The sequence below is a fragment of the Chryseobacterium sp. B21-037 genome, from assembly GCF_028570785.1.
Classification (GTDB): Bacteria; Bacteroidota; Bacteroidia; order Flavobacteriales; family Weeksellaceae; genus Chryseobacterium; species Chryseobacterium proteolyticum.
In genome coordinates, this window is the sequence record NZ_JALGCB010000001.1 from 3,384,174 (window position 1) to 3,407,713 (window position 23,540).

At 36.2% G+C, this 23,540-nt stretch carries 23 protein-coding genes and 2 pseudogenes; 4 read left to right on the top strand and 21 right to left on the bottom strand.

Features of this window, described 5'->3' with window-relative positions:
• Window positions 1–15 precede the first annotated feature (15 nt).
• The 12 genes and pseudogenes from MTQ00_RS14985 to MTQ00_RS15040 all read right to left on the bottom strand — a co-directional run bounded on the left by MTQ00_RS14985 (window position 16) and on the right by MTQ00_RS15040 (window position 10,551).
• A complete protein-coding gene (locus MTQ00_RS14985) occupies window positions 16–630 on the bottom strand; it encodes a hypothetical protein (protein WP_273650098.1) in 615 nt (204 codons plus the stop codon).
• Window positions 617–862 (bottom strand): RNA polymerase sigma factor, encoded by a 246-nt coding sequence (locus tag MTQ00_RS14990; protein WP_273650100.1) that lies wholly within the window; start codon window positions 860–862, stop codon window positions 617–619. Before MTQ00_RS14990 ends, MTQ00_RS14985 begins: the two co-directional genes overlap by 14 nt.
• Before the next feature lie 16 nt (window positions 863–878).
• Complete coding sequence (locus tag MTQ00_RS14995; protein ID WP_273650102.1) at window positions 879–1,178, bottom strand: RNA polymerase sigma factor; 300 nt, start codon at window positions 1,176–1,178, stop codon at window positions 879–881.
• Between the two features lie 104 nt (window positions 1,179–1,282).
• Window positions 1,283–2,219: pseudogene (locus MTQ00_RS15000) on the bottom strand (Dyp-type peroxidase).
• Window positions 2,220–2,243: 24 nt separating this feature from the next.
• A complete protein-coding gene (locus MTQ00_RS15005) occupies window positions 2,244–2,951 on the bottom strand; it encodes an ABC transporter ATP-binding protein (RefSeq protein ID WP_273650103.1) in 708 nt (235 codons plus the stop codon).
• Between the two features lie 4 nt (window positions 2,952–2,955).
• Window positions 2,956–4,422, bottom strand: coding sequence for a DUF5687 family protein (locus MTQ00_RS15010; RefSeq protein WP_172281362.1), 1,467 nt, complete (start codon window positions 4,420–4,422; stop codon window positions 2,956–2,958).
• 48 nt (window positions 4,423–4,470) lie between these two features.
• Window positions 4,471–6,119 (bottom strand): annotated as a pseudogene (locus tag MTQ00_RS15015) (DNA repair protein RecN).
• Window positions 6,120–6,192: 73 nt separating this feature from the next.
• The gene (gene porD / locus MTQ00_RS15020) at window positions 6,193–7,098 is read right to left on the bottom strand and encodes a type IX secretion system protein PorD (protein WP_172281366.1); all 906 of its coding nucleotides are present in this window, start codon (window positions 7,096–7,098) and stop codon (window positions 6,193–6,195) included.
• 36 nt (window positions 7,099–7,134) lie between these two features.
• Complete coding sequence (gene coaBC / locus MTQ00_RS15025) at window positions 7,135–8,340, bottom strand: bifunctional phosphopantothenoylcysteine decarboxylase/phosphopantothenate--cysteine ligase CoaBC (protein ID WP_273650106.1); 1,206 nt, start codon at window positions 8,338–8,340, stop codon at window positions 7,135–7,137.
• 122 nt (window positions 8,341–8,462) lie between these two features.
• The gene (locus MTQ00_RS15030) at window positions 8,463–8,786 is read right to left on the bottom strand and encodes a DNA-directed RNA polymerase subunit omega (RefSeq protein ID WP_034681463.1); all 324 of its coding nucleotides are present in this window, start codon (window positions 8,784–8,786) and stop codon (window positions 8,463–8,465) included.
• A 41-nt stretch (window positions 8,787–8,827) separates the two neighbouring features.
• The gene (locus tag MTQ00_RS15035) at window positions 8,828–9,823 is read right to left on the bottom strand and encodes an outer membrane protein assembly factor BamD (RefSeq protein WP_172281372.1); all 996 of its coding nucleotides are present in this window, start codon (window positions 9,821–9,823) and stop codon (window positions 8,828–8,830) included.
• A gap of 98 nt (window positions 9,824–9,921) precedes the next feature.
• Window positions 9,922–10,551: a TetR/AcrR family transcriptional regulator gene (locus tag MTQ00_RS15040; RefSeq protein WP_172281374.1), complete on the bottom strand. Its 630-nt coding sequence runs from the start codon at window positions 10,549–10,551 to the stop codon at window positions 9,922–9,924.
• Window positions 10,552–10,646: 95 nt separating this feature from the next.
• Here MTQ00_RS15040 and MTQ00_RS15045 point away from each other — a divergent pair, with 95 nt between their 5' ends.
• The 4 genes from MTQ00_RS15045 to MTQ00_RS15060 all read left to right on the top strand — a co-directional run bounded on the left by MTQ00_RS15045 (window position 10,647) and on the right by MTQ00_RS15060 (window position 13,060).
• Entirely contained in the window at window positions 10,647–11,276 is a 630-nt protein-coding gene (locus MTQ00_RS15045; RefSeq protein ID WP_273650112.1) for a TatD family hydrolase, read from the top strand.
• The gene (locus MTQ00_RS15050; RefSeq protein WP_273650114.1) at window positions 11,269–11,994 is read left to right on the top strand and encodes a tRNA threonylcarbamoyladenosine dehydratase; all 726 of its coding nucleotides are present in this window, start codon (window positions 11,269–11,271) and stop codon (window positions 11,992–11,994) included. Before MTQ00_RS15045 ends, MTQ00_RS15050 begins: the two co-directional genes overlap by 8 nt.
• A complete protein-coding gene (gene rnpA / locus MTQ00_RS15055; RefSeq protein WP_273650116.1) occupies window positions 11,994–12,368 on the top strand; it encodes a ribonuclease P protein component in 375 nt (124 codons plus the stop codon). Before MTQ00_RS15050 ends, rnpA begins: the two co-directional genes overlap by 1 nt.
• Before the next feature lie 83 nt (window positions 12,369–12,451).
• On the top strand, window positions 12,452–13,060 hold the full coding sequence (locus MTQ00_RS15060; RefSeq protein ID WP_273650117.1) for a DUF4126 domain-containing protein: 609 nt from the start codon (window positions 12,452–12,454) through the stop codon (window positions 13,058–13,060).
• A 24-nt stretch (window positions 13,061–13,084) separates the two neighbouring features.
• On the opposite strand, the gene MTQ00_RS15065 is transcribed toward MTQ00_RS15060, so the two are convergent.
• The 9 genes from MTQ00_RS15065 to MTQ00_RS15105 all read right to left on the bottom strand — a co-directional run bounded on the left by MTQ00_RS15065 (window position 13,085) and on the right by MTQ00_RS15105 (window position 23,506).
• On the bottom strand, window positions 13,085–13,267 hold the full coding sequence (locus MTQ00_RS15065) for a hypothetical protein (RefSeq protein WP_273650119.1): 183 nt from the start codon (window positions 13,265–13,267) through the stop codon (window positions 13,085–13,087).
• A 9-nt stretch (window positions 13,268–13,276) separates the two neighbouring features.
• On the bottom strand, window positions 13,277–15,223 hold the full coding sequence (locus tag MTQ00_RS15070; protein ID WP_273650121.1) for a hypothetical protein: 1,947 nt from the start codon (window positions 15,221–15,223) through the stop codon (window positions 13,277–13,279).
• A 1-nt stretch (window position 15,224) separates the two neighbouring features.
• Entirely contained in the window at window positions 15,225–15,776 is a 552-nt protein-coding gene (locus MTQ00_RS15075) for an LptE family protein (RefSeq protein WP_273650123.1), read from the bottom strand.
• The gene (locus tag MTQ00_RS15080) at window positions 15,766–16,464 is read right to left on the bottom strand and encodes a hypothetical protein (RefSeq protein WP_273650125.1); all 699 of its coding nucleotides are present in this window, start codon (window positions 16,462–16,464) and stop codon (window positions 15,766–15,768) included. Before MTQ00_RS15080 ends, MTQ00_RS15075 begins: the two co-directional genes overlap by 11 nt.
• Before the next feature lie 2 nt (window positions 16,465–16,466).
• Window positions 16,467–17,750: a sigma-54 interaction domain-containing protein gene (locus MTQ00_RS15085; RefSeq protein WP_172281392.1), complete on the bottom strand. Its 1,284-nt coding sequence runs from the start codon at window positions 17,748–17,750 to the stop codon at window positions 16,467–16,469.
• A 98-nt stretch (window positions 17,751–17,848) separates the two neighbouring features.
• Entirely contained in the window at window positions 17,849–18,262 is a 414-nt protein-coding gene (locus MTQ00_RS15090; protein ID WP_273650128.1) for a hypothetical protein, read from the bottom strand.
• Window positions 18,263–18,324: 62 nt separating this feature from the next.
• Window positions 18,325–19,764, bottom strand: coding sequence for a tRNA (N6-isopentenyl adenosine(37)-C2)-methylthiotransferase MiaB (miaB, locus tag MTQ00_RS15095; RefSeq protein WP_273650130.1), 1,440 nt, complete (start codon window positions 19,762–19,764; stop codon window positions 18,325–18,327).
• A gap of 767 nt (window positions 19,765–20,531) precedes the next feature.
• Window positions 20,532–21,773, bottom strand: coding sequence for an MFS transporter (locus MTQ00_RS15100; RefSeq protein ID WP_273650131.1), 1,242 nt, complete (start codon window positions 21,771–21,773; stop codon window positions 20,532–20,534).
• Window positions 21,773–23,506, bottom strand: a complete 1,734-nt coding sequence (locus tag MTQ00_RS15105; RefSeq protein ID WP_273650133.1) for a thiamine pyrophosphate-dependent enzyme — start codon at window positions 23,504–23,506, stop codon at window positions 21,773–21,775. Before MTQ00_RS15105 ends, MTQ00_RS15100 begins: the two co-directional genes overlap by 1 nt.
• Window positions 23,507–23,540: the final 34 nt, after the last annotated feature.

Below are 23,540 nucleotides of genomic sequence, written 5' to 3' on the forward strand. Positions count from 1 at the left end.
TTATCGTTAAAATTATTATTTGCCGTTCAGATCGATAGTCGCAACATTACTTTTGCCTTTGGTCTTTTCAATGGCATCTTTATGTTCAACCGAAAAAAGCAATGTTGAGGGGTCAACATATCTTTTCCTGCCAGCCGGTACCTTTGCAGAATCCGTCTGTGCAATAATTTTGGCAGGAGGTGTTTCTATAATAACAGGTACTAACTCAGAAGTGTTTTCTTTAATGACCGGTAATTTTTTGTTATCTCTGGATACAACTGCCTCAGGGGCCCCTAAATTCTCAGATGGTTCAGTATTCTTTGTCTCGTCCTTCTTTTTTACATCCTGTAGCACCATTGCCGGAGATTCTTTTACCACTTCTCTTATCACTTTCTTTGCACCGGAAGGTATTTTTCTTTCTGTAATCTGAACTTCTGAAGGCTTTTGTTTATTGTAAAATACCAGAACAGAGCCTAAACTGAAAAGCAGGATAAGACACGCTGCAACCAATAACCAGTTAAGTTTTGATTTTGGACGATTATTCTGTGTGTGATTCTGAATTTCAGACCACAAATCTCTGGAAGGATTTATTTCCCTTTCTTCAATTTGTTTTCTGATCTGATTTTCAAAATTATTTTTAATAGTGTTCATTTTTTAGTGTTTTTTGTTGTTGAAAGTAAATTTTTCTTAATCTCTCTTTTGCTCTGAATAATTGCGTCTTGCTCATGGCTACGGAGATCTGTAGTGTATCGGCAATCTCCTGATGAGAGTATCCTTCCAAAACATAAAGGTTAAAAACCATTTTATATGCATCCGGCAACTGATCCAAGAGCTCCTGGGCATTAAAATCAAATACTAGCTCCTCTTCATTGCTTTCATCCATGAAAGATTGGTTGATTTCATCGAGGTAAAAAAACGGTTTTACGGCTTTTGATAAAGTTTAAACATTCATTAACAACAATTCTTCTTGCCCATCCCTCAAGGTTACCATCTCCTCTGAAACTTTCAATATGTTGAAAAATCTTGCAAAATGCTCTGATAAGGCAATCTTCTGCCTGATACAGATCACTGACGTAGCTTTTGCTTACACTTAGAAATTTTTTTACATTTTGATCATAAAAGAATTTCTGGGCAGCCGCATCCTGTTTTTTCAGGCGGCTAAGCAAATCCTCTTTTTTATTTCCAAACAAAAGTTTCATTTAAGATTAGTTTCTACTTTAAAGACAACAGGATTTCAAAAAGGTTACACCAAAAAATATTTTTTTATTTTAATTGATAAATATAATAACAGTTGATCCGTATTTTATCCCGAAAAAGCGTCCAGCATATCTCGGGTTGGAGCAAAGAATAATGTCCCTGTTTTAGCAGTGCTAAAATCTAAAATCCTGTCATAATTCCCTGCCGGATCGCCAATAAACATGTTGGTAAGCATTTTTTTCACTGTTGTAAAGGTGCTTGCATATGCGATAAAATAAGTTCCGAATTCATTGGTTGATGGATTCCCAAATGGCATGTTATCTCTAACGATTTTTAATTCTTCACCATTTTCACCTTCAATATTGGCTAAAGCAATGTGGGAATTAGATGGTTTTACGGAATCAGACATCTCAATGTCATTTTCCTTTGACCTTCCGATCACTTTTTCCTGTTCGTCAGTCGAAAGTCCTTTCCATGCATCCATATTGTGAAGGTACTTCTGAACAAAAAGATAGCTTCCCCCTTTATAGGCTAAATCTTCGTCTCCTACTTTTGCAAAATAATCACGGTCTTCTCCGTGCGGATTTTCGGTTCCATCTACAAACCCTAAAATTGACCTGGCATCCCAATATTTAAATCCATGAATTTCCAATATACTTTCAGCAACGGAGCTTAATAATTTTGATATCTCAATGGCCATATCAAAGCAAATACTTTTATTGTTTGCCCTTAAGTGAAAATGCAGGTCGCCGGGAGTAGCAACAGCAGTATGTTTTACCCCTTTTATTTCTTCGAAATTGGCTAATTCTTTAGGAAGTGGTGTTGGGAGATCCAGTTTTTTTCCATGCTTCATATCCAATCGCCATAATACAGCTTGCTCTGCTATCCGGAAATCTGTTGAAAACAGAATTGTTAAGATTTAAAACCAAAGCGCATAGTTGCTGAAATATTTTTTTCAATTGAGGGCCCTCTTGTAGCTTCCACACCATAAAAATAGTGTTACTGTTAGGATAATCAGTAACGTTCTGTGACTCTTGATTCATTTGTATTTTGTTTTAAAATTAAAATTATAGGGAAACCTGATCCGCAAAGTACTGCTCAAGATCACGCAGCGTCTCCGGATTAGTCTGAATGTCTTTAACCATCTTTCCTTTATTAACCACCACAATCCTGTTGCACACTTCGGTTGTATGCGATAAATCGTGACTGGATATCAAAAAAGTAACTCCTTCTTGCTTGGAGAGTTCTTTGATCAGGTTTTTAAGCTTTATTTGGGTTGAAGGATCCAGGTTGGCAAATGGTTCATCCAAAATAATGATCTCCGGACTTCCGATAATCGCTCCCACAATTCCCACTTTTTTCTGATTACCCTTTGACAGATCCCGGACATATTTACCGGAGTTAAGGATTTCTCCATTAAACAAATCATAAAACGGTTTTAAAAACTCATCTACAGAGGCTTTGTTTTGCCCGCGCAGTTCACCGATAAAATAGAAGTACTCTTCGGGTGTTAGATAGCCTATTAAAAACGTATCATCTACAAACGCAGAAACTTTACTTTTCCATGCTTCAGATTCGTTTACTTTGATACCATCAATGCTCACAAAGCCTGTTGTCGGCTGAATAAGATCCAGCATCAGACTGAAGAGTGTCGTTTTTCCTGCACCATTATTTCCAACCAGCCCAAAAGTTTCTCCCTGAGGGATTTCAAGGTTTTCAATGTTTAGAACAGTAGCTGTACCGTATGTTTTGGATAAATTATGTATTGTGATCATTCTGTTAATCTTTATTTTTAAATGCCTCTAGTGTACTGTATTTTTCTCTTTTATAGTGCCTCACAATGATATCAAAGATCTTTTCTCTGAACAAGAAGCCAATCACGCCTAAAACTGCAATGCTGATTACGCCTCCTGTGATCCCGAAAGAATATTTAGAGATAGCAAAAACAGCCATGGGCAACAACATTTTAGGTATCAGCAATAACATTGCTTTTAAATTAAAACTATTTTTTTGGCCGATTCTTTTTTCCTTTGAATTAAGATCGATCTGCGTTTTATTAAACGCTCCTGACCATAATGTAAATTGTGAGTTAACTCCCATATTATATAGGCCTGCCGCTAAAAAGGTGATATATATTTCCCATCCGAAATACACATAAAATGCTGCAAGCACCATTGACAGAGAGGTTATAATATTCATGAGCCACCATTTGGCTTTAAGATATTCTTTATAGGGCACATTTAAGGTCATCATCAACGGATAATAAGAACTGTCGAATGCAGGAACTCTCTGTCCAAATAAAAACTGAAAGCCGCCTGTTACAAACAATCCCATGAACATCATCATAGCCGGAGTCTTATATACCGGAGAGACCAGCATCAGAAGACCATAAAAAACAAAAAAGAAACTTCCCAATAAAATACCTTTTGTTACCTTATTTCTTCTGAGCATTTTTACGTCATTATTGATAAAAGTTCCTAATGCGCCATACTTATTCAAAAAGGCGATATTTTCTGTTTTACCAATCGTTTTTTTAGCTTCAAGTCCCTGATCAAGATAAAATTCCCTACGGATATGATTAAAGCATAACCACCACAATACTAGAAACAAAACAAAGGCGATTACTGCATAATACGGTTTTTCATAAAAGCTATAAAACACCGTTTCTGAATAAGATAAAACAGGAATAATCTGGTAATAGTTCAACAAAGCAAAAGCTCCAAAAACAATCGCTACTGCAATGGCAATCTTTTCTTTATCATTGAAAAATATATTAATAAAATTATTTAGGTAAAAAAGAGAAGAGACCCCTATGAACCACCCAAAAATTTCTAAAAACCCGTATCCATTGAATAAGGCGATCAAAGAAAAGGTAATCAGGAAAAGAGAATTAAACCAGCTGAATGCAGACAGAAATGTCTTTACCAGCATATAATTAACCAATGTTTTCTTTGAAATATTCAGGGTAAGAAAGGGCTTGATGTTCTGAGTAGGCATTTCCTGCCAGATGTATTTGGCAGCAAGGTCGATAATCCATCCTATAATTAAAAATCTTGAAACTATTTTTAAGGGATCCTGATGAAGCTCTTCCTGTACATAAAAGAAAGCTGCGAATGCTCCACCTGCTAAACATGCCATAAAATAAAGAATCCCCATAAAACGAAGGATCTTCATTGCCATGTTAATCCCAACGGAAGTACCACGAAAAAAACTCTTGATTTCTAACCTGAGGAATTTTAAAAACATAACCTTTTTTTTACATTAGTAAATATAATGTAAAAAATGTTACAAAACTCAGCCTATAAGCTCTTTGGCCTGTGCTAAAGCCGCTTCGGTAATCTTACTTCCAGAAAGCAATTGGGCAATTTCATTTAGCTTTTCATCTTCATTTAACGGGATAATTGTAGATTGTGTCCTTCCTGCAACATCCTGCTTTACCACTTTGTAATTATTATTTCCTTTGGCCGCTACTTGTGCCAAATGAGAAATCACAATGAGCTGCATGTCTTTTGACATTTCTCGCATCAGATTTCCTATCTCTTCAGCAACTTTTCCAGAAACTCCGGTATCGATCTCATCTAGGATAAGCGTAGGAAGATCATCACTTTCGGCAATAATCTTTTTTACAGCAAGCATTACTCTTGATCTTTCTCCTCCGGAAATAGCCGTCTGAATAGGACGTAAAGGAAATCCTGAATTAGCCTGAAATAAAAGCTGGATATTTTCTTTACCAAAAGCATTAAAATCCGGTACTGTCTCTAGCTCTATATCTACTTTTGCTTTTTCAAGTCCTAATTTCTTTAAAAGCTCTTCTGCTTTTTGATAAATACAGGAATACTTTTTTTCCTGTTCTTGGAAAGTTTTTCAGAAAGGGATAGAAGCGATTTTTCTTTCTTTAATATATCTTCCTTAATTTCACTGATCAGGCCTTCCAGTTCGGACGCTCCTTTTTGTTCACCTGCAAGCTGATCCCTGATTTCTTTCAATTCGCTGACATCTGCAACATTGTGCTTTAAAAGCAATGCATTCAGCTTGTTATTAAGTTCAGAAAGCAATGCCAGATTTTCAGGATTGATTTCAATTTTTTCAGATTCATTTTCAAGCTCCGAGATGATATCTTTTATTTCCACGAATGATTCATCAAGCCTTCTATCGAGTTCAGAAAAGCTATGCGAAATATCTGCAATTTTTGAAAGCTTATTTTTAGCTTCATTAAAAAAGGATAAAATCCCTATTTCTTCCTGATGAAATCTTGATAAAATCTGAACAAGATTATCAGAAATCATTTCCGCATTTTCCTGAATCGAAAGCTGGCTTTGTAATTCTTCATAATCAATATCATCCAGTTTCAGATCTTCCAGCTCATTCAGTAAAAATAATTTGTAATCACTTTCTTTGTTGTTTTCAGAAAGCTGAATTTGCAGTTTTTTAAGTTGCGCTTTTAAGCTTTGAAATTCTAAAAACTCGTATTGATAATCTGAAATCAGCTGTTTGTTTTCAGAAAGTCCGTCTATGATTTTAAACTGATATTCCGAGGTAAATAGATTGGAAGTTTCAAATTGGGAATGAATATCAATCAGCTGGGAAGAAAGTTCTTTTAAAACATCCAAAGTCACAGGAACATCATTAATGAAAGCCCTCGACTTTCCGGATGGCAGGATTTCTCTTCTGATAATGGTCTGATGCTCATAATCCAGATCGTTCTCTATAAAGAATTTTTTAAACTGGTTATCCAGAGAAAATTCGGTTTCTACAATACTTTTTTCTTCTGTTTTAGAAATAGATTTCAGATCTGCTCTTTCTCCTAAAATAAGCCTCAAAGCACCCAGTATGATCGATTTCCCAGCACCCGTTTCACCGGTAATCACCTGCAATCCGTTGTGCAAAGAAACTTCAAGAGTATCGATTAAAGCAAAGTTTTTAATAAAGATTTTCGAAAGCATAAATTTCCAGCAGATTAGTACTGCAAATATAAATTTTAGAATTAAGAATTCAAGATATTTATGTTCTTAAAATTTATTTCCACTTATTCCATTTATCATTAAACTTAGGTGCAAAAACCATCATCATCTGCTTAAGATCATTTAAAACTATTCCTCCGTTGTTGTTAGAGTTGAAAATATTAAAAATTTCATCATTCTTTACTTCAAGGAAAAGATTCAATGCATAATTCTGCTGGAAACTATTTTCATACGTTTTCAATTGCATCAGTGCATCGTATATAATTTTCTTAGGCTGTGTCTGATCCTGGTTGTATAAGTTATCTAATCCGGCTCTGTGGTAAGTATAGTATATGGAGCGCAACTGACTTAAGTTAGGACCTGTTAGCTGACTGATCAGGACACCTCTGGTTCTTGGCCCCTCACTTCCGATCTGTGCCCAGCCTTTGTATCCTCTGTTTTGTGCATTCTGTGCGATTTGCTGTGCTTTTGCAAACCATTGTGTCCCTCCCATTGATTGAAAGCTATCAGCATCATAACCTAAAACAAGGTATACATAGAAGCTTATGACGTCAATAAGATTTTTACCCGAGAATTGCCTTTCGTTGAATATCAGGTTTTCATTTTCAACATATTCAAATTCGAAATTGGTATCCTGCAAGTTGATGAGCGGAGATTCATAATTCGAATTATAAACGGGACGAACTGCCTGAACAACAATATTTCCCCCATATTTGTTTCCATCTTTGGAAGTTAATACAATCGCAAAATTGGATTTTATTTTTTCAAAATTCTGAAGCTTTTTTCCCGTCCAGCTGGTATTATTAATAAAATCTTTAAGACTTTTTTCCAACGTTTTAAACGCCTGCTGATTACTTCCTCCCAACTGTTGAGAATTTACCTGCACGGTAGACAGTAATTCCTGAGAAAAGCTGACGTTATATATGAAGAGCAGTAAAAATAAACCTATTAGTTTTTTCATTATCTATTAAAAATTGAGAACGGAAATTTATTAAAATTATTTTAAAAGTTGATCCTCAACGAAATTCAGAATATCTTTAGCTACACCCTCTTTTGATTTCAAATCAAATTCTTTCCTCTCTGTTTTGGTAAATATCCTTATTTTATTGGTATCATTTTTAAATCCTGCTCCTGGATCACGAAGTGAATTGAGCACAATCATGTCAAGATTCTTCTTCTCCAGTTTTCCTTTAGCATTTTCCTCTTCATTCTGAGTTTCCAGAGCAAACCCAACCAAAAACTGACGAGTTTTCTTCTCTCCCATCGTTTTAAGGATATCCGGATTTTTCACCAATTCTATTGTAAGATTTTCATCGTTCTTTTTGATTTTCTCCCTGGCGACCTCTTTCGGGGCATAATCCGCTACAGCAGCACTTGCTATTGTAATGTCTGCATTTTCATAAAATTCAAATACTTTATCAAGCATTTCTTTCGCGGAAACCACTTTATGCAGCTCTATATTAGGAGAGTGGATAACCTGAGAACTTGGACCGGATACAAGAATCACTTTAGCACCTCTCTTCGCGGCTTCTTCAGCCAATGAAAACCCCATTTTACCGGAAGAATGATTTCCTATAAACCGGACAGGATCAATAGCTTCATAGGTAGGACCTGCCGTGATCAAAACTGTTTTTCCTTTGAAAATTGTATTGTCACCGGCTGCAGCAAAAAAGTTATCAACGGTTTTGAAAATAGTGTCAGGTTCCGCCATTCTTCCCTGGCCCACTAGACCACTTGCAAGCTCTCCGCTTTCTGCCGGAATAACAAAGTGTCCGAAATCCTCAGCTAGTTCCAAGTTTTGTTTTGTAGTTGGGTGGTCGTACATATCAAGATCCATTGCAGGGGCAATAAAAACTGGGCATTTCGCAGACATATATGTAGCCAGCACCAGATTATCACACATCCCATGGGTCATTTTGGCCAACGTATTTGCAGTGCAGGGAGCAACGATCATTACATCCGCCCACAATCCCAATTCAACATGGCTGTTCCAACTCCCATTTTCATTATAAAAATCAGTAAATACAGGCTTCCTGGATAATGTAGAAAGGCTTAGTTTAGTAACAAAATGTTCGGCATCAGGAGTCATAATAACCTGCACTTCCGCACCATTTTTTATAAAGTCTCTTATCAAAAAGTGAATTTTGTAAGCAGCAATTCCTCCAGAAACGGCAATAAGAATCTTTTTTCCGGAAACACTCATTTAGTTTTAATTTTTTAAAACACTAAATTACTTATTTTTTCCCACAACAGGTTTACAAACGACAAAGGTCATAAAGAAATTATTCCCTTATGACCTTCATTTATAAAAAATACAAATGATTTTTATTTTCTTTCTTCAGTTTTTCTGAAGTACACGTCTTCGTTCAACCATTCTTCAATTGCAATAGAAGTTGGTTTTGGAAGTTTTTCGTAATGTTTGGAGATCTCAATCTGCTCTCTGTTTTCGAAAACCTCTTCCAATGTAGAATTGTGAACAGCAAATTCATCTAATTTATTATGCAATTCAGTACGAATTTCTGCATTAATCTGCTCTGCTCTCTTTCCCATGATAACAATAGCTTCATAGATTGAACCTACTTTATCTTCAATCTTGTCTTTATCGTAAGTAATTGTATTTACTTCTGCTTTTGTATCTTTTACACTCATTTTGAGAAAATTATTTATTTATAAGGTGGCAAATTTACGAATTATCTTTTGATTTTGAAAGTGGCAGCCGGAGGAGGTGTTTGTAACGCAGCACTATCCCTCTGAATCTGCAATGCTTTCTTTTCTGTAGCGACTTGATCTTTGATCTGCTGATCGGTCTTTGTTCGTGCTTCCAGCTTCTCAGCTTCTTTCTTTTGCCTTGCTGTTAATGTTGCCAATCTGGCTTCTGTCTGCTTCTTAACAACTGCAAAGTTTTGCTTTTCTTTATCCAGCTTCTCTCTAAGATCTACTGCTGTTTTAGAATATTCTGTGTTCGGAAGCTCTTTTTCTACCTGCCTTGTGAATGCTATTGCACTTTCAATACGTTCTTCTTTAAGTCCGTATACCGAATTTTGTGCAAGCAAATAACGGGACTTCATCATATAATCATAGATTTTCGGACGAAGCTTTGTACTTGGAAAATCTTCCAATACGTTTTCCAAGGCAACAGTGGCTGATTTATAATCACCCATTTTATAGTATTGTCTTGCGTTTTCGTAGGATTTAAATTCCAGTTTATAAGTCAGCTCATCAATAAGCTGGTTGATATTTTTAGATCTTTCAGAATTTGGATAGTTGTTAAGGAAGTCTTGTAATTCATTGACTGCCAACTCAGTACTTGACTGATCCAGGTTATAATCCATAGATCCTTCATAGTAACATAGTGCAGACATATACGCTGCTTCCTCAGCTCTCGGGTCTTTTGGAAAACTTACTGCAAAGTTTTTGAACTGGTGTCCTGCCAACTTATAGTTCTTATCATAGTAGTTTGCATAAGCCGTATTAAATCCAACATTCGGAAAGTCATCAGTCCCTGCAACTAGGTTAGCAAGCCTGTCATAAAGAGCCAAAGCGTTTTTCCATTTCTTTTTAGCAAAATTTTCATTAGCTGCTTTTAAGATGAAGGCTTTATCAGCACTTTTCAATGCTTTTTCCTGCTGACTCGCGCATGATGAAATTACAGCTATGGCAAAAAGACCTAAAATATATTTTTTCATAAAAAATTCAACCGTTATTGGATTATTCCAATCTATTAATTTGCAAAAATATAACTTTTTTATCAATAGATTTTTTTTTATGATTATTTAACGTAATTTTAGTCTGCAGCGTATCCTAATATTGCAAAAACACTCAATAAAAGGTTCATTCTGATTTTTTTCTCCGCTTCCTTAGCATAAGCTTCCTCATTTTTACTCGGTACATATAGTTCATAGAAATTCTTATTTCTAATGACAAATAATGTGGATCCCAGAATCGTTGTAAGGATATCTTCTGGCTTTGGAGTAAATGTAAAAACTCCGGACGCAACTCCTTTTTTGATCACCTCATCCAGTTTTTTTACAAAAAGCTGATAAAAATCCAGCAATTCAACTTTCAGGTTATCCGTATGTCGAAGCTCCTGAGTAACAAAGCCATGAAAATAATTATATTTAAATAATTGTGATACAATATATTTTATAATTTCTTTCATCTGCATCTCTGGTTTACCGTCTTTAATGGTATCAGCAAATTCCGAAAAATTTTCTCTGGTCTTTAGCACTCTGTACTGATAGAGGTAAGACATCATTTTTTCCTTGGACCCAAAATAATAAGAGATCATGGCTACATTAATGTTTGCTTTAGAGCAAATGTCTCTTACCGATGTTCCTTCATACCCTTTTTTCGCAATAAGCTCCTCCGCAATATCCAAAATATGGATCTGTTTTTCGGTAAATTTTTTTTTCATAAAGTGTCGCTTTTGAGTAAAGTTAAGAAATTTTTAACATATTTATAAACGTTTGTTTAAGAATTTTAAATTAATTCCAAATTATAGTATTTTTGATGATGGAATTTTTTGATTTTCACCATCATAAAAAAAATGTCTGCGACGGTATCTATAATCTGGATATCGGAGATAATATACCCAGTACATTTTATTCTGCGGGTATTCATCCAAAAGATATTGATCCGGACAAGATTGAAGAGCAGTTCAACTGGCTGGATTCCGTAATTCATAACAATTGCCTTACTATAGGAGAATGTGGCCTTGACAGCTTTGTTCCGGTTGATATGAAAATCCAGGAAAGCGTATTTTTAAGACAGATCAAATTGGCGAATGAATTAAAAAAGCCGATGGTTATTCATTGTGTCCGAAAATTCTACGAAGTCATTTCATTAAAAAAAAAGGCAGAACAGCCTATGATTATTCATGGTTTTAATAAAAAACAAAGCATCGCTGAAGATCTCCTAAAGAATAATTTCTATTTGAGTTTTGGAAAAGCTGTTTTGTATAATTTATCTTTGCAAAATATTTTGAAAATTACTGCTTTAGATAAAATCTTTTTAGAAACCGATAACGATGATTTTAATATTGATTTATTGTACAGCAAAGTTTCGGAAATAAAAGGTATTTCTCAGGAAAACTTAAACAAACAAATTTTAGAAAATTTAGAGACGATAAAAAATGGATAAGTATTGGTTGGAAAGAACAGAGCTTCTTATTAAGGAGGAAGGACTCGAAAAGTTGAATAAAGCGACTGTTCTTGTAGTAGGATTAGGTGGAGTAGGCTCGTTTGCCGCTGAATTTTTAGCAAGATCCGGGGTCGGAAATATGACGATTGTAGATGGCGATACGGTAGATATCACAAACATTAACAGACAATTACCGGCATTACATTCTACTATCGGAAAGCACAAGGTTGAAATCGTTGCTGAAAGACTCTTAGATATTAACCCAAAACTTAATTTAATAACTATCAATGAGTTTTTAAATCCTGAAAGAATGGATCAGATCCTTGATGAAAACAAATTTGATTATATTCTCGATTGTATTGATAGCGTAACTCCAAAGCTTACATTGTTAATTGCTGCAAGAAGAAGAAAAATTAAGATCGTAAGCTCTATGGGAGCGGGTGGAAAAACAGATCCAAGCAAAGTAATGGTGAGAGACATCAGCAAAACCCACAACTGTTATCTGGCCAAGCAGGTTAGAAAAAGGCTTAAAAAGGAAAAAATAAATAAAGGCATCCGTTGTGTTTTCTCTAATGAACTTCAAAATGAAGAAAGTTTGAAAATGACAGATGGAACAAATTACAAAAGGTCTTTTTATGGGACTATCAGCTATATACCAGCCATTTTTGGATTGTATGCAGCGGCGGAAGTTATTAATCATTTAGTAAAAAAAGGCTAATGCAGAATTTCAGATACCCAAAGGAGGAAAAACTCAAAAAGACCAATGACATCACCTTGCTTTTCGAAAAAGGTAAATGGAGAACCCATGGGAATCTGAGAATTATTTTACTTAAGGACAAACCTAATTTACCTGTTGAAGTTTCTAAATTCGGGGTTTCCGTATCTAAAAGGTATTTTAAAAAAGCAGTTCACAGAAACCGCATCAAAAGATTATTGAGAGAATGCTATCGCTTACATAAAGATCTTTTTAAAGAATCTTTTGGAGAAAAGACGATGGCCATGCTTTTTTGGATCTCCCCTGAACTTCCGCAAAAGTTCCAGGATGTAGAAGCCCAGTTCATCAAACTATGCCAGGCTCAGAAAAAACAGTAAACTCCTCATATTGTCTGTAATTTTCAGATAAGCTTACAATAGTTTTTGTAACTTTAGGGAACACAACCAATTTGAAAATTAATATGTTAGACAATATTCCCTATCTCCCTTATGTATTAAGTGCATTCATTGGCATTGGCCTGTCCGCAGCAACAGGCTTCAGGGTATTCCTTCCTCTGTTTGCCGTAAGCCTGGCATCCTACTTACACTGGATCCCTATGAATGATCAATTTGAATGGCTTGCCGGGCTCCCAACACTTATTACAACAGGCATTGCTACGATCGCGGAAATTTTAGCCTATTATATTCCATTTATTGATCATCTGCTGGATACACTGTCTGTTCCATTGGCAACTATTGCAGGATCCATCCTTTTTGCAAGCCAGTTTGCCGATTTTGGAACATTTCCGCAATGGGCATTGGCTATAATTGCCGGAGGCGGAACTGCCGCAACAATCAGTTCCGGATTTGCAGGAATCAGAGCTGCCTCCACAGCCACCACAGGAGGCTTAGGCAATTCTATTGTAGGGACCACTGAAACAGCAGGAGCAGGAATTATGTCCGTTCTGGCCATGGCCGTTCCTGTTATTGCGGCTATACTGGCTGTTATTTTAGTAATTATGGTAATTGTTATGGGACGTAAGGCCTGGCGAAAATTAAAACGCAGTAAACAGACTATTGATAAAGTATAAAAATACAGAAGGCTGAATATGAATTCAGCCTTCTGTATTTTTATTCGAACGAACTGTTTTATAAATGGCGTAAGCAAAAGGGAAAAAAACCGATGTATAAGACATTTTCAGTCCTTTATAAAACTCTTTTGGAGGATAAAATAAAAATGAAAGTAAGAATCCTAAAACAAGAAATCCAACAATCAGTACTATTACTCTCTTATTCATTTTTAAATTTTAACTTTTCCCTCTTATATCTTTTACTTCCTGTATTTTATCTTCAAAATACGATTTCTTTTCAGGATGTTTACCTGCTAATATTTCAAAAGCTTTTATTGCCTTGGTATATAGTTTTTGTTCAATATATAATCGTGCAAGTGTTTCCGTCATTAAATGTGAGATATCATCGTTTTTTTCTTTTACAACGAAGTTGCTCTCATCTTTTAACTGGCTTATTTTAGGATTATTCTCAATGAATGATTCAATCACTTTATTTTTAAGCTCAGCTTTATCCTTTTCAGGATCTTTCTCGGTACGATCTATCTTTAACCAACTCTGCCATGTATTGATAAATCCCGGAACATTGCTGTCAGCAGGATCCGCAGTGGCCTCTTCCACATGAGGTTTCTCAGATGCAAGATCTTCCGTATTGTTATCCTTTTCTTCATCATTCTTAGTAGCCATCGTCCAGCTTGAAATATCTGAGCTGAAGAAAGAAACATTCATCACAGGGGCTTCTTCTTTATTTTCTTCTACAGAAGCTGCCTGAGATATTTCTGATTCTTCCTGAACGGGTTCCTGCTCTTCTATATCCTCTTTAACAATCTGGTGCGTTGTCTCTTCTTTTGGTGCTTGTTCTTCTTCAGGAAGTTCTGCCGGTACAATTTCTTCTTTTGGTTGAGAAACAGGTGCCGGTTTATTGATAAGTGAATCGGGAGTATGGGATTCGAAACTCATAGGCTTCCATTCTGATTTCACTTCTGTGGCAATTCGAGGTTCTGATTCTTCCTGGTAAGCTTCAGCTTTGATCTCTTCTGAAGGATTAGTCACTTCGTGCACCGGTTCAGCTTTCTGTATCTCTTCCGCTTCAATTCCTTTTTCAACTTCAGGATGAAAACTCTGCGTTTCTGAAAAATTAATATCACGACTCAGAATTTCTGGTTCCGGATCTCGTTTTTCCTCAGTGACAGCCTTAGTTGCCTTCATTTTCTTTTCTACCTCCTCAATAAGCCTTCTCATTTCTTCTTCGTGCTTATTGAGTCCCTGTTGTGCAACTTCAGCAACAGCAAGCTCATCGTTGCTGCCAGATTCAATCTTCACTTCCGGCATAAAGGAATCAGTACCATGGAAACTCAATTCCGAATCATCGGTTACTCCTTCTTTTTCAACAGGAGATGTAATCTGATCCTCATTGATTATTTCTTCCGGGGTGTAAGTTTGTGACTCAGGTTCAGTAAAATCCTGATTTTCATCCGAAGTAAGCTCTGTCTCTTCTGTATCCCTAACTTCAATAATTTCAGCTTCAGAAGAAGTCGCCGTTTCTATTTCCTCTGCATTTATTTCTGGGGACTCTTCTACTTTATCCTCTTTAGCCGGTAATTGCTCAGTAATTTCTTTTTCTAAAGGTAAATTTTCAGGGAGTATTTGCTTTTGTGTAACTATCGTTCCTGATTCCAGCGTAGATTCTAAGTCAATTGTTTCGATATTGTTATCATCAAGGAAGTTTTCCTCTCCTTCAAACAAAATTCTGTTTCGTTCACCGTTTACATAAATATGTTTAATTTCCGGAAGTGGTGCCGGCAGCTTGTTAGTTGCTTCTTCTTTAGTCTGTATCTTCTCAGGTAGCTCTTCCCTTTTGATCGGGAAGCTTTTACTTTTAGGAAAATACCTTGAAGCATTCTCTTTATTCGTTACCACTTTATTTTCAGGAGCTGCAGGTTTCGTTTTTTCCTGAATTTTACCATTTATAAGCTGATAAAGGATCTTTTTATCAGTAGTATAAGCCGCAGTTGTAGACAATTCCTTCTGATAGTTTTCCTGATCATAAAGATGAATACCATATAAATGTAAAGCTCTTATATTTTGAATGTAGGGAAAAGAATTAATTTCTTCTTTCAAAAGATGAAGATCTTCCGATTGAATATTTTTGGGGTTCTTTAATAATTCTAAAACTCTGCTATTCATCTTACCAGTTCGCTACAATATCGTTAAATATCTTATTAATGATTCTTTCGTTTACAATTTTAACCTGCGAGGTTTCTATCGCACTTTGAGACAAGCTGCTGTTGAATACAGCTTCATCTGAATATGTACGGTCAAAACTTAGGTCAGGATGAAGTTTATTCTCATAATGCACTTTTACAGTAATCGTTAGCTTATTTTGAGATTCTTGTATAACTCCTCCTGTAGCTGTTGTCTGAGTATTGGAGCTAATAGTAGTAGGAGTAATAGAATAGTCTGTAATTTCTCCTTCCACCAAGATGTCCGCATTCTCTTTTGTTCCTTTTAGCGTCGTTCTTTGTAGAAAACGATTTTGAATATCGGTAGAAAACTGCTGAGATAAAGTAGGATTTACTAAAGCCGCATTATTGGGAAATTCATTAATCTGAATCGTTTTCTCGTCTTTTAAAGACGATCCGGTAAAACTATAACATGAGTTTAGGGTACTTAAGCAAAGTAACAAAAACCCAACAATTTTCAGGCGCATTATATTGATATTCTTAATGTTAAAATTCATTTTTCGTTCCGATTTCTTTTATTTCATCATATTCTATCTGCTGGATTGCATCCTCAAACGCAAAGTAATGGGTTGTATAAAAATAAGGCATTGTGATAAGAATACCAATACCACAAAGAAGTATTCCTATCTGGGAAAGAAACCCAACAATAATCGCAAATAAAAAGATAGTCAAGAGATTATTCCTAGTCATAATCCTCGACATGATCCATGCTGTTTTTATATCATTAACCTTTTTAAGAGATATGAGCCCCGGAATATAAAACCCAAGTAAAGCTACAATAAAAACAGCAATTACAATGAGGAATATATAAAGGACCATAAATAATCCGAATGCGGGCGGAACAGCATCTCCATCCACTACAGAAGTAAAAGGAATAAAAATAAACATTGGAATATAAAGAGCGAAAACTCCACCTATAATGATCAGCTGTACGATAAAATAAGGTAAAAAATCATCGAAATTAAAAATTTCACCTACACTTGCTTGTTCTCCTTTATTGACTTTCCGGCAATATTTGTAAAAATTACCCATTGCCAGTAGTCCACAAAAAGGTATAATAGACATTACCATACACAAAATGTAAGCTACTATAAAATTCCCAAAATCTTTCTTTAAAAGTTCCAGGCCTTTGCTCAGGTATTCGTTTAGTTTAAATTCGACAGGCTTTGCCTTATTATTCATCATACTTAGTCTTCTAGATTATATTGTTTTATCTTTCTGTATAGTGTTCTTTGTGAAATGCCCAACTCATCAGCTGCTTTATTCCTACGTCCCTTATGCTTCTCTAATGCTTTAATAATCAAATCTTTTTCATTATTTTGAAGCGAAAGCGATTCCGGCTTATTTTCTTCAATCTCTATATCCTGAATATCTTCATAACTATCATCGGGAGTCGAAATAATAGTTGGAGTCTGGACTACAGGATGATTATCTTCAAAATAAAGTAGGGAATTAGCATTAGTATTTTGCTGTGAATCCGAAGTGTAAAGTCTGTTGATCAAAGTTTTTTCCTGGGAACTTAGATCGCCTGCTCCTCTGTTTTTTATTAATTCAGAAGTCAGAGATCTCAGATCATTGATATCATTCCTCATATCAAACAGGATTTTATACATAATCTCTCTTTCGTTTCCGAAGTCACTCTGTTTCTGAGCATTAGGCGTATTAACAACCATTGGCAAATGGCTTTCGGTCGGTATGTACTCCGCCAGTTTTTCAACGCTTATATTTCTTTCTCTTTCCACCACGGTCATCTGCTCAACTAAGTTTCTTAACTGACGTACATTCCCGGGAAAGCTATAATTTTCTATATAATGAACTGCACTTGGCTCTAAAACCAACTCAGGCATTCTGTATTTTTCAGCAAAATCGATTGCAAACTTTCTGAAAAGCAGATGAATATCTCCTTTTCTATCTCTCAAAGGCGGCATATCGATCTGCACGGTATTCAAACGATAAAATAAATCTTCGCGGAACCGTCCGTCCTGGATCGCCTTCATCATATTTACATTGGTTGCAGCAACAATCCTCACATTGGTCTTTTGTACCTGAGAAGATCCAACCTTCATAAATTCTCCACTTTCTAAAACCCTTAAAAGGCGGACTTGTGTTTGCAAAGGAAGTTCACCCACCTCATCCAGGAATATTGTTCCGCCATCTGCCACTTCAAAATAACCTTTTCTAGTTGCTGTAGCTCCGGTAAATGCTCCTTTTTCATGTCCAAATAATTCGGAATCAATTGTTCCTTCCGGAATAGCACCGCAATTGACAACGATGTAAGGCTGATGTTTTCTTCTGGATTCTGAATGAATAATCTTAGGGATAAATTCTTTTCCTACACCACTTTCCCCAATGACCAGAACGGAAATGTCTGTTGGTGCCACCTGAATAGATTTTTCCAAGGCACGGTTTAATGCAGGAAAATTACCAATTATTCCAAAACGGTTTTTTATATTTTGTAAGTCGTTACTCATAAGTAAATTAGATTATTGATCTTAAATTTCGCCTACCTTCAATTTTGTTTTAGTAAGCATCATTAATTTGTTTAAATAAAAAAGTTTAAATTTTAATTTTAACTTATTATATCCAAATAATCTTTGTTTCTGATTTTGGAAACTTTACTTTTAAAGTTGAAAGCTTTAGCAGATGCATATCCGACCGCTTTTTTCTCAAAATTCCTTAGAATCTCATCATATTTTCCAGCTTCACCTCTACCTCCATGCTCATTAAAACCCGGATTATGATCTCTATTTGAACTTAGATCTCCGGCGTTTTGCTTTTGGCTGATAGCGGTGTAGTGAATTTTATGCTTTCTCTCGGAAAGATGAGATCCTTCACAATCTTGAGAATTTAAAAACTGATGATAGACATCATAAAGCCTATGAATGGTGGTATTTTCAGCAGAACAGGTTGTGTTTTGTGCTGAAATATTACTGCAGATTATTACCAATAAAACACTCAGGCAATATTTATGAAGCTTTTCCATTGTCTATTTTATGGTTATTGATAATAATTTATAGTTTATAATTTACTCCTGTAAAAAGTAGATTAGTTTTTAACTGTTTCCCCTAAAAGCGTCCCTTGTGTATTGTCAAATACAAAAACATCTACAATGTCACCTATCTTTTGACCTTCCAGCATATCGAATACACAAACAGCATTCTGGGAATTTCTTCCCTTCCATTGATTTTTATTCTTTTTGGAAACTCCTTCAATGAGAATCTGATGCACTCTTCCTACATAGGATTTCATCCGTTTTTTAGAAAGCTCTCCCTGTAAAGCGATAACCTCCGCCAAACGTCTCTGTTTAACATCTGCAGGAATATTATCTTCCATCTTTTTATGGGCCGGAGTGCCAGGCCTTTCAGAGTAAGCAAACATATATCCATAGTCATACTCTACCTCTCTCATCAGGCTTAGGGTATCCTGGTGATCCTCTTCAGTTTCATTACAAAAACCGATGATCATATCCTGGGAAAAAGAGATATCAGGAACAATTTCCTTAGCTTTTCTGATAAGCTCCAGATATTCTTCTCTGGTGTGCTGTCTGTTCATTGCAGCCAGCATATTATTACTTCCACTTTGTACCGGAAGATGCACATATTTACAAATGTTCTCATGCTTAGCCATGACCCTGAATACATCAAGACTCATATCCTGAGGGTTGGAAGTAGAGAATCTTATTCTCATTTCCGGAACCGCTTGAGCGACTAAACCAAGCAGCTGAGCAAAATCAACGGCCGTAGCTTTCTGCATTTCAGAAGCTTTTGCAAAATCTTTTTTCGGGCCCCCTCCATACCAAAGGTAAGAATCTACATTCTGCCCCAAAAGGGTAATTTCTTTATATCCGCTATTCCAAAGATCTTTACATTCTTCAAGAATTGAATGTGGATCACGGCTTCTTTCTCTTCCTCTTGTAAAAGGAACAACACAGAAGGTACACATGTTATCACACCCCCTTGTAATAGTTACAAACGCGGTTACTCCATTTCCACCCAGACGGACAGGATTTATATCTGCATAGGTTTCTTCTTTGGACAAAATAACATTGATCGCATCCCTGCCATCTTCTGTTTCCTTTAATAAATTAGGCAGATCCCTGTAGGCATCAGGCCCCACAACAAGATCAACAAGCTGTTCTTCTTCGAGAAACTTAGTTTTTAATCTCTCCGCCATACATCCAAGAACCCCCACCGTCATATTAGGTCGTTCTTTCTTGAGGTTTTTAAACTGAGAAAGACGCATCCTTACGGTCTGTTCAGCCTTCTCACGTATAGAACAAGTATTTAAAAGAATGAGGTCTGCTTCTTCTACTTTAAGGGTGGTATTATATCCTTGTTCATTAAGAATAGAAGCAACAATCTCAGAATCAGAGAAATTCATCTGACAGCCGTAGCTTTCTAAAAATAATTTTTTAGAATTCCCTACTTTTTCAGCAATAGCAAAAGCTTCTCCCTGTTTCGTTTCGTCTATATATTTTTCCTGCACAATAATCAATTTAAGTTTTAAATCACAAAGTTAAAGCACTCCCTTCAACTTTAGAATGCTAAACTTTTATAATCAATTTGCAAAGATACAAAATATTGTGACAGAATGGCAGGATTATCTTTTCTAAAAAGAAGGGCTTCAAGATACAGCCAATCAATTGGATTATATAAATATTTCAATTGTCCTTAAACAATAGATACACAATGATTCTGCACAAAAATAACCTTTATAAAGGGACTATAAATCTGTAGCCATAGATGATAAATTCATTTTTATCTTTATCTGAGAAATTATTGGTCTATTATTACAGGTAGCAGGTATCCAGTTCTTTTTGATTCTCCTTACAATATATTTCATATCATCAAAAAATATTTCGCTGTTCGCAACCTTTGGAGAACCATCTATCCCTACAACCTTGCCAGTTTCATTGATAGTTATGGTAAAATTGAAATCCCCGTTCAGTACATAAAAGTCAGAATTAAGATAATTGTACATATACTTTCGCAGCGTTTCTTTGTAAACTGATGCCCCTCCTTCATAGGCTGCCGGTTTAAAGTCTGTACAGTTTTTAATGCAATCTGTAATAAGGGTTCCTTAATATCAATTTTTAAAATATTTTTATTGGTTTCCGTAATAAAAGAATCATCCCGATCTTCAACATCCTGTTGCCCAAATAAAAAAACAGATATTAAAAGCGATAAAAATAAAACCAAATCCTTCATATGACCAGATTTATAAATCTAAATAAAATTAACACAAACGTTTTATTATTGCATCACAAGATTTTCTTTAGCCTTACTTCCGGTTTCTTTAAGCAATACTGAAATAAAAATTGCCAGAACAATTCCACCTATCCAAAACAACACAGAATTATGAAAATGTTCTTCTCCCGGTGCTATACCTAAATTCTTCCCAAACCATCGGCTAAATAGGGGACTTAATAAGGTAGTTACTCCAAACGTAATAAAATTAATAGCTCCCGTAGCACTTCCTTTAACATAATCAGGATTAGCCTCTTTAATGACAGAATAAGGAATCATTGCCGCTCCTGAACCTAATCCAAAAATAAACATACTCACTTTTGCCGAGTACAGGTCCGGTAAGTAAATTAATTGAAGCAAACTTAAGATCATCAAAGCGGCTCCGCCAACAAGTACAGGCTTTCTTTTTCCTAGCCTATCGGTTATAAATCCCAAAAGAGGACATCCAAAAACCCATCCAAAGGCAACCATAGCACTTGTGATAGCGGCTTCATGAAAAATAAACCCTTTATCTTTTTGGAAAAATGCTACTGCCCAGGTCATGGCAAATATGGTTGTCGGTGCAAATAGCAATCCTGAAATCACTCCACATAACCAGGATTGGGGATTTGTAAACACGATTTTATACGGTTCTAAATAACCTACCGGCTTTGACACTCCCGATGATTGTTCAGATCTTTTTTCTTTAGGAATAACAAAGAATAATCCTAATGCTGTAATCACTGTTATAATTCCCGACCATAACCAAAAGCTATCAATATTCACTCCTTCTTCCACCCAGGGCCCTACCACAAACTGTCCGGCAGTTCCACCCAACATTCCTACGCATTGGGTAACTCCGATTGCCGTTGCCAATGATTTTGACGAAAACCCCTTACTTGCAAGATAAACACATCCAGGAAAGGCAAAAGCACAACCTGCTCCCTGCAGTAATCTTCCTGAAATTCCGGCAATTTGAGAAGACAACAGGAACAATAAACATCCTATCCCTAATATCAACGCTCCGGTAAAAAGGGATTTTTTTCCTCCGAATTTATCTAGAGCGATTCCGGCAATCAGACTACAGGTGGAATAAGTATAGTAATAGGTGCCTACCATGCTGATCAGCTTCAATTCCGTTGTATTGAAATTATTGATCAGCTGTGGAATCATTACTGCCGGAGCAGATCTGATCACATAGTCTAAAAAATAAAATATAAGTCCAAATATCCAAGCAACAACATACAGTTTCTTTAAAGAATTATCCATTACAATAATCCTTTAATGTGCTTATAATTACTCTTTACGGTTTCAAGAACTTCTTCCATTTTACCACCCAACATCAGCTGAGCCATAGACTTGGTCATTCCTACAACCTGATCAAAATCTATTTTTGGCGGCAATGCCAGGGCATTAGGATTCGTAAAGATATTTAAAAGATAAGGTCCGTTATAGTTCAGACATTCTTCAATAGCACTCTCAACTTCTTCCGGTTTATGAACATTTTTTCCAGGATAGCCCATTGCCTGCGCAACCATTGCAAAATCAGGATTGATCATATCCGTTTCGTTATCCGGCATCCCTCCTACTTCCATTTCCAGCTTTACCATGCCCAAAGCCCTGTTATTAAAAACGATCAGCTTAACCGGAAGCTTATATTGGAAAATTGTAGCCATATCTCCCAGTAACATCGACAGTCCGCCATCTCCGCACATGGCAATCACCTGTCTGCCCGGGTATGCTAATGATGCTCCGATAGCCATCGGCATCGCATTTGCCATGGATCCATGGTTAAAAGAGCCCAGCATTTTACGCTCTCCTGTACCCGTTATAAATCTTGCTCCCCAAACACAGCACATCCCGGTATCCACCGTAAAAATTGCATCATTTTTCGCAATCCTGTCTAAAGTATGCGCAACGTATTCCGGTTGTATGGCATCTTCTTTTCCTGAATCTTTTACATAAGTAAGTTGATTTTCTTTTACTTTTTCATAAAACTCAAGTTGCTGATTCAGAAAATGAACATCTGTTTTTTCTTTTAAAAGGGGCATTAATGCTTTAATAGTCTCTTTTACATCTCCTGCAAGACCCAATTCCAGTTTAGCTCTTCGCCCTAATCTTTCAGGGCTTTCATCGACTTGGACAATCTTATTTTTGACAGGCATAAACTTCTCATAAGGAAAATCTGTTCCCAAAAGAAGAACCAGATCCGCATCATGCATCGCATGATAAGCAGAAGGAAAACCAAGCAGCCCCGTGAGTCCTACTTCATTAGGATTATTAGGCTGAATCGCCATTTTTCCTCTGAAAGAATAGCCTACAGGAGCTTTTAAATATTGTGATAATCCTATAACTTCAGCATTCGCCTTTTCAGCTCCAATCCCACAATAGATGGTCACCTTTTCGCTTTCGTTAATAAGTTTAGCCAGGTTATTTAATTCCTCGTCCGATGGACGAATAACCGGATTCGTTCTAAATATCTGAGCGGAAGTTGTCGCCTCTTCTGCATCCAGTTCAGAAACATCTCCCGGAAGGCCGATTACGGCAACTCCTTTTTTGGAAATAGCATGCTGAATCGCGGTCTGCACTGTTCTTTGAACCTGTTCAGGTCTGGTAATCATCTGATTGTAATAACTGCAATCGTCAAATAACTTTATCGTATTCGTTTCCTGAAAATAATCCATCCCCATTTCCTCACTCGGAATCGTAGATGCAATTACCAACATAGGTACATGGGACCGGTGCGCCTCGTAAACGCCATTAATAAGATGTACATGTCCGGGGCCACAGCTTCCGGCACAAACGGCAAAACCATCAAGTTCCGCTTCTGCGGCGGCGGCATATGCTCCAACTTCTTCATGTCTCACATGAATCCATTCAATGCTGCTCTTTTTAACCGCTATATTTAAATGATTAAGACTATCACCTGTTACTGCATAAATTCTTTTCACATTTGCGTTCTCAAGCATTTCAACAATTTGTTCTGCTATATTTTTTGCCATAATTAATATTTTTTGGTACTTATTATTTTTGGAA

Excerpts from the sequence above, each read along its gene's own strand:
- MTQ00_RS14995 (WP_273650102.1), bottom strand. The coding sequence starts at position 1,178 with ATGAAACTTTTGTTTGGAAATAAAAAAGAGGATTTGCTTAGCCGCCTG.
- MTQ00_RS15075 (WP_273650123.1), bottom strand. The coding sequence starts at position 15,776 with ATGAATTTTAACATTAAGAATATCAATATAATGCGCCTGAAAATTGTT.
- MTQ00_RS15070 (WP_273650121.1), bottom strand. The coding sequence starts at position 15,223 with ATGAATAGCAGAGTTTTAGAATTATTAAAGAACCCCAAAAATATTCAA.
- MTQ00_RS14985 (WP_273650098.1), bottom strand. The coding sequence starts at position 630 with ATGAACACTATTAAAAATAATTTTGAAAATCAGATCAGAAAACAAATT.
- MTQ00_RS15030 (WP_034681463.1), bottom strand. The coding sequence starts at position 8,786 with ATGAGTGTAAAAGATACAAAAGCAGAAGTAAATACAATTACTTACGAT.
- MTQ00_RS15035 (WP_172281372.1), bottom strand. The coding sequence starts at position 9,823 with ATGAAAAAATATATTTTAGGTCTTTTTGCCATAGCTGTAATTTCATCA.
- MTQ00_RS15010 (WP_172281362.1), bottom strand. The coding sequence starts at position 4,422 with ATGTTTTTAAAATTCCTCAGGTTAGAAATCAAGAGTTTTTTTCGTGGT.
- MTQ00_RS15045 (WP_273650112.1), top strand. The coding sequence starts at position 10,647 with ATGATGGAATTTTTTGATTTTCACCATCATAAAAAAAATGTCTGCGAC.
- MTQ00_RS15105 (WP_273650133.1), bottom strand. The coding sequence starts at position 23,506 with ATGGCAAAAAATATAGCAGAACAAATTGTTGAAATGCTTGAGAACGCA.
- MTQ00_RS15040 (WP_172281374.1), bottom strand. The coding sequence starts at position 10,551 with ATGAAAAAAAAATTTACCGAAAAACAGATCCATATTTTGGATATTGCG.
- MTQ00_RS15100 (WP_273650131.1), bottom strand. The coding sequence starts at position 21,773 with ATGGATAATTCTTTAAAGAAACTGTATGTTGTTGCTTGGATATTTGGA.
- MTQ00_RS15090 (WP_273650128.1), bottom strand. The coding sequence starts at position 18,262 with ATGGAAAAGCTTCATAAATATTGCCTGAGTGTTTTATTGGTAATAATC.
- rnpA (WP_273650116.1), top strand. The coding sequence starts at position 11,994 with ATGCAGAATTTCAGATACCCAAAGGAGGAAAAACTCAAAAAGACCAAT.
- MTQ00_RS15005 (WP_273650103.1), bottom strand. The coding sequence starts at position 2,951 with ATGATCACAATACATAATTTATCCAAAACATACGGTACAGCTACTGTT.
- MTQ00_RS15065 (WP_273650119.1), bottom strand. The coding sequence starts at position 13,267 with ATGAATAAGAGAGTAATAGTACTGATTGTTGGATTTCTTGTTTTAGGA.
- MTQ00_RS15080 (WP_273650125.1), bottom strand. The coding sequence starts at position 16,464 with ATGATGAATAATAAGGCAAAGCCTGTCGAATTTAAACTAAACGAATAC.
- MTQ00_RS15085 (WP_172281392.1), bottom strand. The coding sequence starts at position 17,750 with ATGAGTAACGACTTACAAAATATAAAAAACCGTTTTGGAATAATTGGT.
- coaBC (WP_273650106.1), bottom strand. The coding sequence starts at position 8,340 with ATGAGTGTTTCCGGAAAAAAGATTCTTATTGCCGTTTCTGGAGGAATT.
- MTQ00_RS14990 (WP_273650100.1), bottom strand. The coding sequence starts at position 862 with ATGGATGAAAGCAATGAAGAGGAGCTAGTATTTGATTTTAATGCCCAG.
- porD (WP_172281366.1), bottom strand. The coding sequence starts at position 7,098 with ATGAAAAAACTAATAGGTTTATTTTTACTGCTCTTCATATATAACGTC.
- MTQ00_RS15050 (WP_273650114.1), top strand. The coding sequence starts at position 11,269 with ATGGATAAGTATTGGTTGGAAAGAACAGAGCTTCTTATTAAGGAGGAA.
- MTQ00_RS15060 (WP_273650117.1), top strand. The coding sequence starts at position 12,452 with ATGTTAGACAATATTCCCTATCTCCCTTATGTATTAAGTGCATTCATT.